Genomic DNA, 13,399 nt, shown 5'->3' on the forward strand with positions numbered 1-13,399 from the left:
TACATAGGGCATAATACCTTTATTTAGGATAGTTTGTAACGGTTCAATAGTGTTGACCCTACACCTGTGAGTCATAGTTATATATGATTTAAAATGCATAATCTCACTATAAATTTTTCTTTATAGACAATTAAATTTAAAACAAATTTACCTTAACCCACAATCAAAATAAAAAAGACAAACCCAAATTTATCTCACAAAATAGGTATAAGAAAAAGCACTTCAAATGAAGTGCCTTTAGAATTAAAAACTTTAGACTTAAAATTCTTTTAACTTAGATAGAATTATTTTACATTAATCTGAACAAAGCCGATTTCTTCATTCATACCTAACATAGAAACCTGAGCCTTAGCCTTAACCTGACCTGCTGAAACACCTGTTACAACATAATCATCAGAAACAGTAGCAATACTTTCATCTAATGAAGTAATCTTTAGCACTGACTTTAATTGGTCAAATGTAATCATTCCACCTGTTTGTTTGATAGCTTGTTCAAAGCTTTTCTTGATAGAATCATCAGTTGCACCGGCATTAACATTAACAGTCATAACACCTTTGTACTGAGCCTTTGTTAACATAGCTACAGAGTTTGCTGAGCCTTTATAGGTAACAATCTTATAGTAGTATGTTTTATTCATTTCTACCTTAGTATCTGTATAAGAAGATTTATTCTTTGACAGTTTGCTTATTAATGTATAATTGCCATACTTACCGTTAGTTGAACGATATAGTTTGTAACCATCACAACCGTCATTTTTACTCCAATCAATATACATACCCTTTGTTAAAGCCATAGCAGAAATATCTGTTGGTTCAACATAAGTAATTTTTCTTGTTGCACTTACAGCACTTGTTGAATTATTTCTTCTTGCAACAACTCTATAGTAGCAAGTTTTTACATCATAAAGATTTTCGTCAACAAAGTATGAAGTGTTGCCTGTTGTCTTGATTTTGCTTAGCTTACCGTTACCTACTTTTCTGTAAATATCGTACTTATTAGCACCCTTTGACTTTGTCCATGTAATTTTTACACCATAGATATTATCATCAAAATCATCAAAATCGTCAAGAGAACCACTACTTAAGACGTCATTAACATCTATTGTACAATCAGGATTCTTAACATAAGACTGAACCTTCACATTCTGTGGTGCAAGTAGTCTTGTGATAGACTTTGTCTTTGACTTTGAAGTTTCTTTGCCTTTAACTGCAACAACCTGATAGGAATAAGTCTTACCGGCTGATACCTTTTTATCAAGATACTTTACAGTTTTGTTGTTAGTCTTTTTAACAACTGAATACTTCTTTGCACCGGATGCTTTTCTATACACTTTATAGCTTTTTGCACCGGAAACCTTTTTCCAACTTACATTAACACCACTTGAAATGTTGCTAACGGATACTGTTGTTTTCTTCATTGTTGTCTTTGCAGATGCAGTAATGTCAAATGAAACAAATACAGACACCATAATGCATAGTGAAAGACAAATACTTAATAATCTTTTCATAATTAACCTCCTGAAATTTATAATAAAAAATTATTAGTTTACATTAATTAGGATGAAACCGGCTTCATAACTCTTATCATCTAACAATAAATCAAACTTAGCTTTAACTTGACCCTTTGAAACACCGGTTACAACAAAATCTCGTGAAATAGTTGCAATTTTTTTGTTTAATGAAGTAAACCTTAAATATGGTTTTAAATCATCTACTGTAGTATCACCTAAATCAGAACGCTTAATTGCTTTCTCAAAGCTCTTCTTAACTGAATCATCAGTTGCTCCAACAGAAACATTAACTGTTTTCATTGGTTTATACTGAGTTTTTGTTATTATTGCAACAGAATTTAATGAACCTTTATATGCAACCATTTTGTAATAATAGGTTTTATTAAATTCTACATTTTTATCAGTAAATTCTAATGTGTTTTTTGAAAGTTTAGCTATTAAAGAATACTTACCGTTTTTACCATTTGTTGAACGATATATTTTGTAACCGTCGATACATTCATTAACACTATAACCCCAACCTAAGAACATACCACTTGCATAAGACTCAGTAGAAACTTTCATTGGGTCAATATAAGTAATTTTTCTTACAGTACTTGATGAACTGGTTGATTTACTTCTTCTTGCTACAACTTTATAGTAACACTTTTTTACTTTGTAACTATCATCATCTATATAATAAATATCCTCATCAACATATGCTGATGTATTACCTGTTGTTTTGATTTTTTCAAACTTGCCACCAACAATTTTCCTATAAATATCGTACTTATTAGCACCCTTAGACTTTGTCCATGTAATTTTTACACCCATTACATTGTTGTCAGGTTCACCCGGATCATCAACAAATAGCTTTGCACTATCTATATCAATATAACTCTTATCTACATAATAGTTATTCTTTACATATGACTGAACTTTTACATTCTTTGGTGCTAGTAATCTTGTGATAGACTTTGTCTTTGACTTTGAATAATCTTTGCCTTTTACTGCAACAACTTGATAAGAATAAGTCTTACCGGCTGAAACCTTTTTATCAAGATACTTTACAGTTTTGTTGTTAGTTTTCTTAACAACTGAATACTTCTTTGCACCGGATGCTTTTCTATATACTTTATAGCTTTTTGCACCGGAAACCTTTTTCCAGCTAACATTAATACCGTTTGAAATGTTACTAGCTGAAACTGTAGTTTTCTTCAAATTTGTCTTTGCTGATGCAGTAATGTCAAATGAAACAAATACAGACATCATAATGCATAAAGAAAGACAAACGCTTAGTAATCTTTTCATAAGTACCTCCTGAAAATTTATAATAAAAATTATTAGTTTACATTAATTAGGATGAAACCTTTTTCAAGCTCAAAATTTCCTAGTTTCTGAATAATAGGGGCTTTTATTGTACCTTGTGATACTGCTGTAATAATATAGTCCTTAGAAACGGTTGCTACCTTTTCATCTTTTGATTCAATTCTAATTGATTCCATAATTTTATCAAAAGTTACCTCTTGATACAAGTCCGACATATTTCTCTTTAGGTCTTTATTTATTTTTGCTAAGGTCTTTTTGAACTGCTTTTGAACAGAATCGCTAGTATCACCAACATTTAAATTCACTGTAGTTACAGGTTCATACTTTTCTTTAATTGTTAAGCCAACAGAATTATTTGAACCTTTATAAGCCACAAGTTTGTAGTAATAAGTTTTTCCTAATTCAGCATTCTTTTCTTCATACTTATATTCTTTTGTTGTGTATTTACCGATATAAGAATATGAACCGGCTTTTCCTGTTAATGAACGATACAACTTATAACCGTCACAACCTGCCACTTGAGTCCATGATACCAATAATTCATCTGATAAAGAATATGTAAATATATATGAAGGTTCAACATAACAGATTTTTCTTGTAGTACTATAATCACTTGCTGAAGTATTTTTTCTTGCTACAACTTTATAACTAAGATTTACTACACTAAAAAAAGATTCACGATCCACATATGTTGAAATATTACCTACAGTTTTAATTTTTCTGTACTTTTTACTGTTATCAACTTTTCGGTAAATATCATATTTATTTGCACCTTTAGACTTATTCCAAGTTATCTTTACCCCTAATTTTGAGTCAAAAGTGAAAACATTATCAAAAACATAATCAGCTTTGCTACCCTTTAAGGTACAATCGGTTTTACTGGCATATGACTGAACCTTTACATTCTTTGGTGCTAGTAATCTTGTGATAGACTTTGTCTTTGACTTTGAAGTTTCTTTGCCTTTAACTGCAACAACCTGATAAGAATAAGTCTTACCGGCTGATACCTTTTTATCAAGGTACTTTACAGTTTTGCTGTTAGTCTTTTTAACAACTGAATACTTCTTTGCACCGGATGCTTTTCTATATAATTTATAGCTTTTTGCACCGGAAACCTTTTTCCAGCTAACATTAATACCGTTTGAAATGTTACTAGCTGAAACTGTAGTTTTCTTCAAATTTGTCTTTGCTGATGCAGTAATATCAAATGAAACAAATACAGACACCATAATGCATAAAGAAAGACAAACGCTTAGTAATCTTTTCATAAGTACCTCCTTTTACAAATAAAAATTGTATCTCTGTAAGCACATTATACTATATTATGGTACAAAATGGAAGTATTTTAAATAAAAATAAATTACTAAGCGTAGAATATTTTAATTAAATTTTATAAAAGTTGTACAAACAATGTAATATTATTTTACATTATTTAACTGAGAAGTTGTCAATCAATCTTGTTTTGCCGATATAAACTGCCATAGCAACTAGGGTGTTTTCTTTGATTTCCTTAACAGGGTTCATTGTAACACCGTCAACTGCCTCAACATAGTCAATTTTTGCAAGTGGTTCAGCATTAATAAGTTCTTTCATTTTTGAAAGTATAGTTTCAGCATTCTTTTCACCATTAGCAATAATTTCTTTACCAAGGTTTACTGCTTTTGATAGACACAAAGCTGCCTTTCTTTCTTCATCACTTAGGTATGTATTTCTGCTTGACTTTGCAAGGCCATCACTTTCTCTAACAATAGGGCAACCGATAATTTCAATACCGTAGGACATATCCTTAACCATTTTACGGATAATTGCAAGTTGCTGAGCATCTTTTTCACCAAAGAATGCTCTGTCAGGAGTTACAATGTTAAATAACTTTGAAACAACAGTACAAACACCTCTAAAGTGAATTGGTCTTGTTTTGCCACAAAGTTGCTTTGGCATATCTGATAGAATTTCTACAAATGTACTGCTATCCTCATCATACATTTCAGAAACTTCAGGATGGAAAACCAGGTCAGCACCCATTTCTTCACATAATTTTTTATCATTGTCAAAATCTCTAGGATAAGACTCTAAGTCTTCATTAGGTGCAAACTGTGTTGGGTTTAGGAAAACACTGACAACTGTTTTGTCACAATGTTCAACAGATGTTTTAATAAGACTTGCATGACCTTCATGTAAGTAACCCATTGTTGGTACAAGACCAACTGTTAGTCCATTTCTCTTCCAATCCTTAACTTGCTGACGAACTTCACTGATTTTTGTTGCTACTGTCATTTTACTTCTCTTCTTTCCTTAATTCATCAATAATTTCTTTATCTATTGCAAAGCTATGGTCTTTATCAGGGAAAGAACCATTCTTTACTTCCTTATCATACTGCTTAAAAGCATCTACCATCTTGTCACCAAGAAGTTCATATCTCTTTACAAACTTAGGTACATAGTCACTAAACAAACCCAACATATCTTGATATACAAGAATCTGACCATCTGTACCATCACCTGCACCGATACCGATTGTAGGGATAGTTAGCTTCTCAGTAATATATTCACAAAGTTCAGTTGGTGCACATTCAATAACTACTGCAAAAGCACCGGCTTTCTCTACTGCTAAAGCATCTTCTACCATTTTTCTTGCACCGTCAATACTTTTACCCTGAACCTTAAAGCCACCAAAAGCATTTACACTTTGAGGTGTCATACCGATATGAGCCATTACAGGAATACCTGCATTAGTAATAGCCTTGATACGGTCGCACATTTCTACGCCACCCTCAAGTTTAACTGCATTTGCTCTAGCCTCTTTCATTAGTCTACCGGCATTCATTACTGCTTGTTCAACAGAAACTTCATAAGACATAAAAGGCATATCAACAACAACCATTGCATTTTTACATGCTCTTGATACTGCACTGCCAAAGGTAATCATATCTTCCATTGTAACTGAAAGTGTATCTTCATAACCTAGCATAACATTACCTAGGCTATCACCTACCAAAATACCGTTTACACAATTATCCATAATTTTTGCAGTTGAATAATCGTAAGCAGTCAGCATTGAGATTTTCTCTCCCTTTGCCTTCATCTTTGCAAAAGTTGAAACATTATTTTTCATTTTCTGCTCCTTTCAAAAGTACCTGTAATTCACTATAATCTCGGTTTTCATTTTTTACTTTGCTAATATTTAAAATTCTTTTTGATAGCAAAGTATAAATTTCTTTTTCTTCACCACTTAAACAGTTTAAGTGCTTAGTTACTGTATTAGTGTCACATCTTTCTACCGGTCCTGTTAAGCTGCTTACTACATCATTTTCCATAACATTCTTAACATTGTTAGTTACAATTGGAGTTAGTGCTTTCAGAGCGTTTTCCCTTGTAAATCCACAATCTACTAAAGTAGAAATACAAAAATCAAGTAGTCCTACCACAAGATTACTACCAATAGTAGCTGACAAATGATACTTATGTTTCATAGATTTATCAATAACTTGAAAATCATTACCACACTTTTTAAGAATATCTGTAACTAACTTAACACCAAGGGCTGAGCCTTCCACAGAAAAAAAGCCATCAGCTATTTCACAATATGACTTATACTTGTCACTAATTGCAAATAACGGATGGACTGAACATATCATTGCACCAAAATCTTCTGCATCATCAAAAGCCTCTTTAGCAGACATAACACCACTACAATGGCAAATTAATTTTCCCTTGATTGCTTGTTTTGAAAGAGAAGAATATACATCTCTTATATTATTATCCGGAACTGTAAGAAAAAGAGCGTCACAACTTCTAACCAAATCGTTTATACTTTCAAAACAACTTGTGTTTGTAAAACTTGATGCTTCCTTTGCACTAGAGATATTTTTGCTAAAATATCCAACAACAGATATACCCTTACTCTGAAAATATTTTCCCAAAGTAAATCCAACTTTACCTGCTCCTACAAATCCAATTTTCATAAAATCACCTACTTTCAAGGTGACACCCAAAGTCCCATTCCTTACGGATATAAGCTATAAAAGGATATTAAAAAACATTGTATGTGGTACTATTTCATAAGAATACAGTCCACAAAATATAATATAACATTCTAAAGAAAAAAAGTAAAGAAAAATATACCTTTACACTAAATAATTTTACAGAAAAAGGCAAAATAAAACTCCCCACAATGTGAGGAGTTTAAGTTTAAAATCAATTACTTATTAAAGATTGACATAATGTCATAGAAAGTATCGTCATCATCATCTTCAGCCTTTGGAGCCGGAGTAGATGCAGGTGTGCTACTTACAGGAGCAGTAGCAGTAACCGGCTTTGCAGGAATCTTATCTTCATCCTTATCGCCGTTGAAACCTGTAGCAATAACTGTAACGCTGATTTCGTCTTCCATATTTTCATTGATAACAGCACCCCAGATGATGTTTGCATCTTCAGAAGCCTTGTTAGAAATCATTGTAGAAGCAATATCAATATCTTCAAGTGAAATATCAGCAGAAGCAGTAACATTAATAATAACGCCCTTAGCACCGTCAATAGCTGTTTCTAGTAATGGTGAAGAAATAGCCTGTTCAGCAGCAAGTGTAGCCTTATCCTTACCGGAAGCCTTACCGATGCCCATATGAGCATAACCTGCATTCTTCATAATAGCAGTAACATCGGCAAAGTCAAGGTTAACAAGACCCGGAACAAGGATTAGGTCAGAGATACTCTGAACACCCTGACGAAGAACATCATCAGCAATGCTAAATGCATTCTTAAGAGTGATTGACTGGTCACTAAAGTACTTTAGTCTTTCATTAGGTACGATAATCAGTGAGTCAACAGATGTTGCAAGTTCCTGAATACCCTGTTCAGCCTGAGCCATTCTCTTCTTACCTTCAAAAGCAAAAGGCTTAGTAACAACTGCAACAGTTAGGATGCCCATTTCTTTAGCAATCTGAGCAACCACAGGAGCAGCACCTGTACCTGTGCCACCACCCATACCGGCAGTAACAAATACCATATCTGTATCTTTAAGTAGAGCTGCAATTTCTTCCTTTGATTCTTCAGCTGACTGCTGACCGATACTTGGAAGAGAACCTGCACCCTTACCTCTTGTAATCTTTTCACCAATCTGAACTTTCTTGTCAGCCTTAGAGAACTGAAGAACATGTTCATCTGTATTTATAGCAATAAATTCAACATTTTGAACTTCACTAGAAACCATTCTGTTGATAGCGTTACCGCCGCCGCCACCGACACCGATAACTTTAATAACTGGTAAATAATTCATTGGTTCATTTTCTAACTCAAAAGCCATTTAAACTTCCTCCTTGTTTCCTATATATCTAATACATAATGCTTTAAATAGACACAATTACTATTATATAAGGTATCATAAAATACGGAAAAAATCAAGTAATTTTGTGCTTTATCTTAAATTTCAAAAAGTATAACTACATATGGTGTATATAGTAATTTTTTCGTCAATATATTACTTATTATTTTAGTAAATATTTAACTTAGTTGTATAGTGTACCGTCACCATAACCTGTATCGTAACCTGTACCATAGTCTGTACCGTAGTCAGTACCATAATCAGTACCATAGTTTGTGCCGTAGCCAGTGCCATAGTTTGTGCCGTAATCTGTTCCATAATCGGTACTGTTACCTGTACCATAGTCAGTTACACCACCACTTGTATCAGTACTATAACCATTTGGATCAACATAAGAATTTGCATCTGTAGTTGGTTCTGTAGTAGTTGTGGTTGTATCGTCTGATTTATCAGCCTTATCTACAATAGAGTCTTCGTTAAAGTAACTTCTCTTTGTATCATAACAAGAACTTACATCCAAAGTACCCTCAATAACACCTTGATTATTTGGGTCTAGCTTTTCTGTAATAATAACCTTTGCTGTTTTGATTTTATAATTAATATTTTCCGGTAAACCAAGTTTTACAAGAATTCTATTATCATAAGTAAAGGTTAAGTTTGCACTTTTTGATACATTGATTTCTGTTATATCTTCAAGTTTATTATTGTTAAGTGAAGTGACAATTTCTGTAAGTGACTGTCCTACTGCCTTGTTGCTATATTCAACATAGTCACCGGGAGTATTGGACTTAAGTTTTGCACCTTTTAGAATTGGCAGTCCCTTTACCTTTTTGTTGGAATTATCAAGAATCCTGCCTTCCTTAGAAACTGTACAATACTCTTTGTCGTGTTTAACCATATAACTTGCTTCGCCCTCAGTAACATCAATTACGATTCTGTCAGGCAAACCAAAAGAAACATCAACCTTTTGTACATATGGGAAAGTATTTTTAATATTTTCTTCAGCCCACTTCTTGTTGGCTAAGAAAATATTTTCACCTTCCTTTATACCACAAGCAGAAACAAGTTGTTCCTTAGAATACCTTGTATCTCCTTCAATTTCAAAATTAGCTGTCTTAAAAAATACTGTTAAAGAAAGTGTAATACCGGCTACAACTACAACAGCCACCAAGGCTGAATATGTAATTATCATTCTCCATCTACGACTTTTCTTAGTATTTATACTTTTTGCCGGATTTTTCTTTCTTCTCATTCTGCGTAAATCATTTTTGTCAAGATATTTGTTGTCATCATAAGCTGACTGGTCAACAATATTCTCACCTAAAAAGTCATTACTTCCGGAATATCTGTCTTTTCTGGTATTTCTCTTTGTTGTATCAATTTTTCTTACATCTTTACGAGGTGTAATTACATCTTCTTTTAACTTTTTCTTTCTCTTTTTATTGGCTCTTTTAATTGCTTGATCTCTTCGCTTTTGCTCAGCTTTTCTTTCTTTTTCCCTTCTTTTCTTTTCTTCTTTTATTTTTTTCTTTCTGCTCTTTTCAATTTTCTTTTTTGCATCAGCCAATTTTCACACCTCTTTCCTCTATACTTTCCTTATATTTGCTCCTAAACTTGACAGTACAACCTCTAGGTCTTCATATCCTCTTTCAAGGTACTTAATTCCTTCAATTTCGGTTCTACCCTCTGCTTTTAAAGAAGCAACAACCAAAGCAGCAGCACCCCTTAGTTCTTTTGCTACTACCTTAGCACCAAATAATCTATCTACACCTTCAACAACTGCAACCTTGTTGGCTACCTTTATATTAGCACCCAATCGTGTTAAGTCCTCAACATGACGGTATCTGCTTTCAAAAATATTTTCAACAAATACAGTTGTACCCTTAGCAACTGTTGCAACAGACATCATAACTGCTTGTGCATCAGTCGGAAAACCGGGATAAGGCATTGTCCTTACAGATTTAAAGGGCTTTAGTCTGTTTGGACTATCTATCTTAAGTTTACTGTTTCTCACCTTTATATTGCAACCGGCCTCCTCAAACAGAGGAATAACTCCGTCAAGGTGGCTACTGATAATACCGTTAAGTATTAACTCACCACCGGTAACTGCCGAAGCAGCCATCAAGGTTGAAGCAACAATTCTGTCCGGAATAATAGTATGGACTGTTGGAGTTAAATTATCAACACCATAAATATAAATTGTGCTTTCGCCTGCACCATATATTTCAGCACCACACTTAACAAGATAATCACACAAATCAACAATTTCCGGTTCTCTGGCAGCGTTACTGATTATTGTAGTACCTTTTGCCAAAACGGCAGAAAGGATAATATTTTCAGTAGCACCTACACTAGGGAACGGCAAAGCAATTTTTGCTCCATGTAATTTATCTTTTACTCTACAAGTGATAAGTCCATATCTTTCATCAATAATAACACCCATTTTTCTAAGTGCAGAAAGGTGCAAGTCAATTGGTCTTGGACCTAATTCACATCCACCGGGGAAGTACAACTTTGCCTTTCCTTTTCTTGCGATTATTGCACCTAAAAATACAATAGATGAACGCATTTCATTCATCAAATTTTCCGGTATATCACACCTATTCATATCTTTGCTATCAACAATAAGTGTGTGGTCGCTGAGTTTTGCACTACAACCAAGATACCGTAAAATCTGTATTGATGCATTAATATCACTGATAATAGGACAACAATGAATTACACTTTCACCACTGCACAAGAGAGTTGCCGAGATAATAGGCAATGCACTGTTCTTAGCACCTTGCAAATCAACTTCACCTTGCAACCGTCTGTTACCATCAACTATAAACTTAGCCAATTACAACACCCTTTATAAAATACTGAAACTATTTCTACATATTTTATGTTGGTGTTTCAAAAATGTGTTAGCCTAGAATACCTTTAATAACACTAAAGATTCTTTCATTAGCATCAACAATAGCCATCTTTCTGGCATTTTTGCTATATTCTTCAAGAGTAGCACTACTCTCAAGTAGCTTATCAACTTTTTCAATTAGAAGTTCAGGAATTAAATCCTTTTCTTCAATAATTTCAGCAGCCTTTTTGTTTACCATAGCCATTGCGTTGTGATACTGATGATTTTCAGCAACATTTGGAGATGGAATCAGTACTGCCGGTTTGCCCTGTGCTTGGATTTCTGAAAGTGTAATTGCACCTGCTCTTGATACAACCACATCACAAGCAGCAAGACAAGTTGCCATATTGTTAATATATTCTCTAATATCAAGGTTAGGACACTTTGAAATGTCTGTACCTTTCTCTTTAACTAAATCAGGGAACCACTTACCGTATTGACCATAAGCATGGATATGCTGATACTTACCGTCTTTACCACTTCTTGCGATTAGGTCAGCTAGGTTTTCGTTAATCTTTCTTGCACCTAAAGAACCACCAAAAGATAGAACAACAGGTCTTTCATCAAGTCCAAGTTCTGCTCTGGCACTTTCTCTGTTAGCAGAAAGGATTTCCTGTCTTACAGGGTTACCTGTAATAACATAATCTAGGTTAGGATCAAGGTGTTTCTTAGCATCAGGAATAGCTAACATAACTTTCTTAGCTAACTTAGAAAGCATCTTTGTAGTAACACCCGGATAAGCGTTTTGTTCGTGTATAATAATCGGAACACCCATCTTTGCTGCAGTACGAAGTACAGGACCACTTACATAGCCACCTGTACCAACTGCAAGGTCAGGTTTAAATTCCTTAATAATTTTCTTTGACTCAGCAGAGGCTGTAAACATTCTCTTTACTGTTTTAACATTGTGACCGATTGCCTTAACATTAAAACTTCTCTTAAAGCCACTAATAACAATTTGCTTAAAGTCAAAGCCTGCCTGTGGAACAAGTCTTTCTTCCATACCACCCTTGTTACCAACAAAAAGGATTTCTGCTTCCGGCATTTGTTTCTTTACGTATCCGGCAATAGCAAGTGCCGGATTAATGTGACCGGCTGTACCCCCACCGGCAAATAAAATTCTCATATTTTACACCTCATTATGCTTTTTCAATATTAGAGTGTCTTGAAATCGAAAGTATTACACCCATCTGTGCCATCAATACAACCAGAGAACTACCACCATAAGAGAAGAATGGTAAGCTGATACCTGTATTAGGCAACCAGTCTGTAATAACAAAAATATTTAGAATAACTTGAATACCAATCTGTGAAATCAAACCAATACCAAGTAGTTTACCAAATCTGTCCGGTGCTTTCAGTGCAATCTTTACACCTCTATATACAAGTGCTGCAAAGATAATTAAGATTACTATTGCACCTACTAAACCAAGTTCTTCACATACAACTGCAAAGATAAAGTCGTTCTGTGGTTCAGGCAGATAACCATACTTTTGTCTTGAGTTACCAAGACCTAAACCGAAAAGACCACCTGAGCCTATTGCATAAAGACTGTTTCTGGTCTGCCAAGTTGTTTGCCACATATCTTCTGTTGTATATTCAAGAGCCTGACCCCAACCTTCCATTCTTGTCATAGCATAAGAAAGAAGACCGGTTACCCAAGCAATCAAGAAAGCAATTACAACTGCCACACCGGCAACAGCAATCCATTTTGTGTTAATACCTGCTAGGTAAAGCATTACAACTGTAAGTAATAGAATAATTACAATACCTGAATAGTGAGGTTCAAGCACCAATAAAACTGCAGTACTGACAAATACTGCAAGTGCAGGAACAACGCCATACTTAATGGTACTCATCTTATCATAGTAAAGACTTCCCCAATGTGCCAAGAAAAGCACAATTGCAAATTTTGAAAATTCCGAAGCCTGAATACCATAACCACCGACACCAATCCATCTATGAACATTGTTTACCGGTGGCAACAATAATACAAGAAATAGTGCCAAATAGGAAAGTCCTAAGAATACATAACATAAATGATGTAAGCTATGGTAGTCAATATAGGAAATACCCATCATAAGCACAAAACCAATAACTGCAAATATTAACTGCCTTTTCAAGAAGAAGAAACTGTCTCCCTGATTATAATATGCAACTGCATAAGATGCTGAAAACATCATTATAAGGCCTGTTACAAGAAGAACTAATAGAATAATTAGGAAAGGCAAGTCAATACCCATACCAATCGAGAAAGAAATTCTCTTTCTCTTTTTTGGAGGAGCATTTTTTCTTCTTGTCCTGCCACGGCTATCATATCTTTGTCTTTCGTTTGACATTCTTTTTAAAGTTTCTGATGACATTAAG

General features: G+C 34.1%; 11 protein-coding genes. All 11 read right to left on the reverse strand.

Features of this window, described 5'->3' with window-relative positions; translation table 11 throughout:
- Positions 1 to 284: 284 nt before the first annotated feature.
- The gene (locus tag WMO18_RS02945; RefSeq protein ID WP_211148622.1) at positions 285 to 1,508 is read right to left on the reverse strand and encodes a fibronectin type III domain-containing protein; all 1,224 of its coding nucleotides are present in this window, start codon (positions 1,506 to 1,508) and stop codon (positions 285 to 287) included.
- 33 nt (positions 1,509 to 1,541) lie between these two features.
- Entirely contained in the window at positions 1,542 to 2,801 is a 1,260-nt protein-coding gene (locus WMO18_RS02950) for a fibronectin type III domain-containing protein (protein ID WP_367286303.1), read from the reverse strand.
- Positions 2,802 to 2,833: 32 nt separating this feature from the next.
- The gene (locus WMO18_RS02955; protein WP_367286304.1) at positions 2,834 to 4,087 is read right to left on the reverse strand and encodes a fibronectin type III domain-containing protein; all 1,254 of its coding nucleotides are present in this window, start codon (positions 4,085 to 4,087) and stop codon (positions 2,834 to 2,836) included.
- 160 nt (positions 4,088 to 4,247) lie between these two features.
- On the reverse strand, positions 4,248 to 5,093 hold the full coding sequence (gene panC, locus WMO18_RS02960) for a pantoate--beta-alanine ligase (RefSeq protein ID WP_211147493.1): 846 nt from the start codon (positions 5,091 to 5,093) through the stop codon (positions 4,248 to 4,250).
- A 1-nt stretch (position 5,094) separates the two neighbouring features.
- The gene (gene panB, locus WMO18_RS02965) at positions 5,095 to 5,931 is read right to left on the reverse strand and encodes a 3-methyl-2-oxobutanoate hydroxymethyltransferase (protein ID WP_211147492.1); all 837 of its coding nucleotides are present in this window, start codon (positions 5,929 to 5,931) and stop codon (positions 5,095 to 5,097) included.
- Positions 5,921 to 6,781, reverse strand: a complete 861-nt coding sequence (locus WMO18_RS02970; protein ID WP_211147491.1) for a Rossmann-like and DUF2520 domain-containing protein — start codon at positions 6,779 to 6,781, stop codon at positions 5,921 to 5,923. Before WMO18_RS02970 ends, panB begins: the two co-directional genes overlap by 11 nt.
- 236 nt (positions 6,782 to 7,017) lie before the next feature.
- On the reverse strand, positions 7,018 to 8,118 hold the full coding sequence (ftsZ, locus tag WMO18_RS02975) for a cell division protein FtsZ (protein ID WP_022505107.1): 1,101 nt from the start codon (positions 8,116 to 8,118) through the stop codon (positions 7,018 to 7,020).
- A gap of 202 nt (positions 8,119 to 8,320) precedes the next feature.
- The gene (locus tag WMO18_RS02980) at positions 8,321 to 9,703 is read right to left on the reverse strand and encodes a cell division protein FtsQ/DivIB (protein WP_211147490.1); all 1,383 of its coding nucleotides are present in this window, start codon (positions 9,701 to 9,703) and stop codon (positions 8,321 to 8,323) included.
- Positions 9,704 to 9,721: 18 nt separating this feature from the next.
- A complete protein-coding gene (murA, locus tag WMO18_RS02985) occupies positions 9,722 to 10,975 on the reverse strand; it encodes a UDP-N-acetylglucosamine 1-carboxyvinyltransferase (RefSeq protein WP_022505105.1) in 1,254 nt (417 codons plus the stop codon).
- Positions 10,976 to 11,042: 67 nt separating this feature from the next.
- Positions 11,043 to 12,158, reverse strand: coding sequence for an undecaprenyldiphospho-muramoylpentapeptide beta-N-acetylglucosaminyltransferase (murG, locus tag WMO18_RS02990; RefSeq protein ID WP_211147489.1), 1,116 nt, complete (start codon positions 12,156 to 12,158; stop codon positions 11,043 to 11,045).
- A 13-nt stretch (positions 12,159 to 12,171) separates the two neighbouring features.
- The gene (locus WMO18_RS02995; protein ID WP_248004666.1) at positions 12,172 to 13,395 is read right to left on the reverse strand and encodes an FtsW/RodA/SpoVE family cell cycle protein; all 1,224 of its coding nucleotides are present in this window, start codon (positions 13,393 to 13,395) and stop codon (positions 12,172 to 12,174) included.
- Positions 13,396 to 13,399 lie beyond the last annotated feature (4 nt).

Origin of the sequence: Ruminococcoides intestinihominis, from assembly GCF_040096285.1 — a bacterium.
GTDB classification, from domain to species: domain Bacteria; phylum Bacillota; class Clostridia; order Oscillospirales; family Acutalibacteraceae; genus Ruminococcoides; species Ruminococcoides intestinihominis.

Coding starts and splice junctions, on each gene's coding strand:
- WMO18_RS02970 (WP_211147491.1), bottom strand. CDS start 6,781: ATGAAAATTGGATTTGTAGGAGCAGGTAAAGTTGGATTTACTTTGGGA.
- ftsZ (WP_022505107.1), bottom strand. CDS start 8,118: ATGGCTTTTGAGTTAGAAAATGAACCAATGAATTATTTACCAGTTATT.
- WMO18_RS02945 (WP_211148622.1), bottom strand. CDS start 1,508: ATGAAAAGATTATTAAGTATTTGTCTTTCACTATGCATTATGGTGTCT.
- panB (WP_211147492.1), bottom strand. CDS start 5,931: ATGAAAAATAATGTTTCAACTTTTGCAAAGATGAAGGCAAAGGGAGAG.
- WMO18_RS02955 (WP_367286304.1), bottom strand. CDS start 4,087: ATGAAAAGATTACTAAGCGTTTGTCTTTCTTTATGCATTATGGTGTCT.
- WMO18_RS02950 (WP_367286303.1), bottom strand. CDS start 2,801: ATGAAAAGATTACTAAGCGTTTGTCTTTCTTTATGCATTATGATGTCT.
- panC (WP_211147493.1), bottom strand. CDS start 5,093: ATGACAGTAGCAACAAAAATCAGTGAAGTTCGTCAGCAAGTTAAGGAT.
- murG (WP_211147489.1), bottom strand. CDS start 12,158: ATGAGAATTTTATTTGCCGGTGGGGGTACAGCCGGTCACATTAATCCG.
- WMO18_RS02995 (WP_248004666.1), bottom strand. CDS start 13,395: ATGTCATCAGAAACTTTAAAAAGAATGTCAAACGAAAGACAAAGATAT.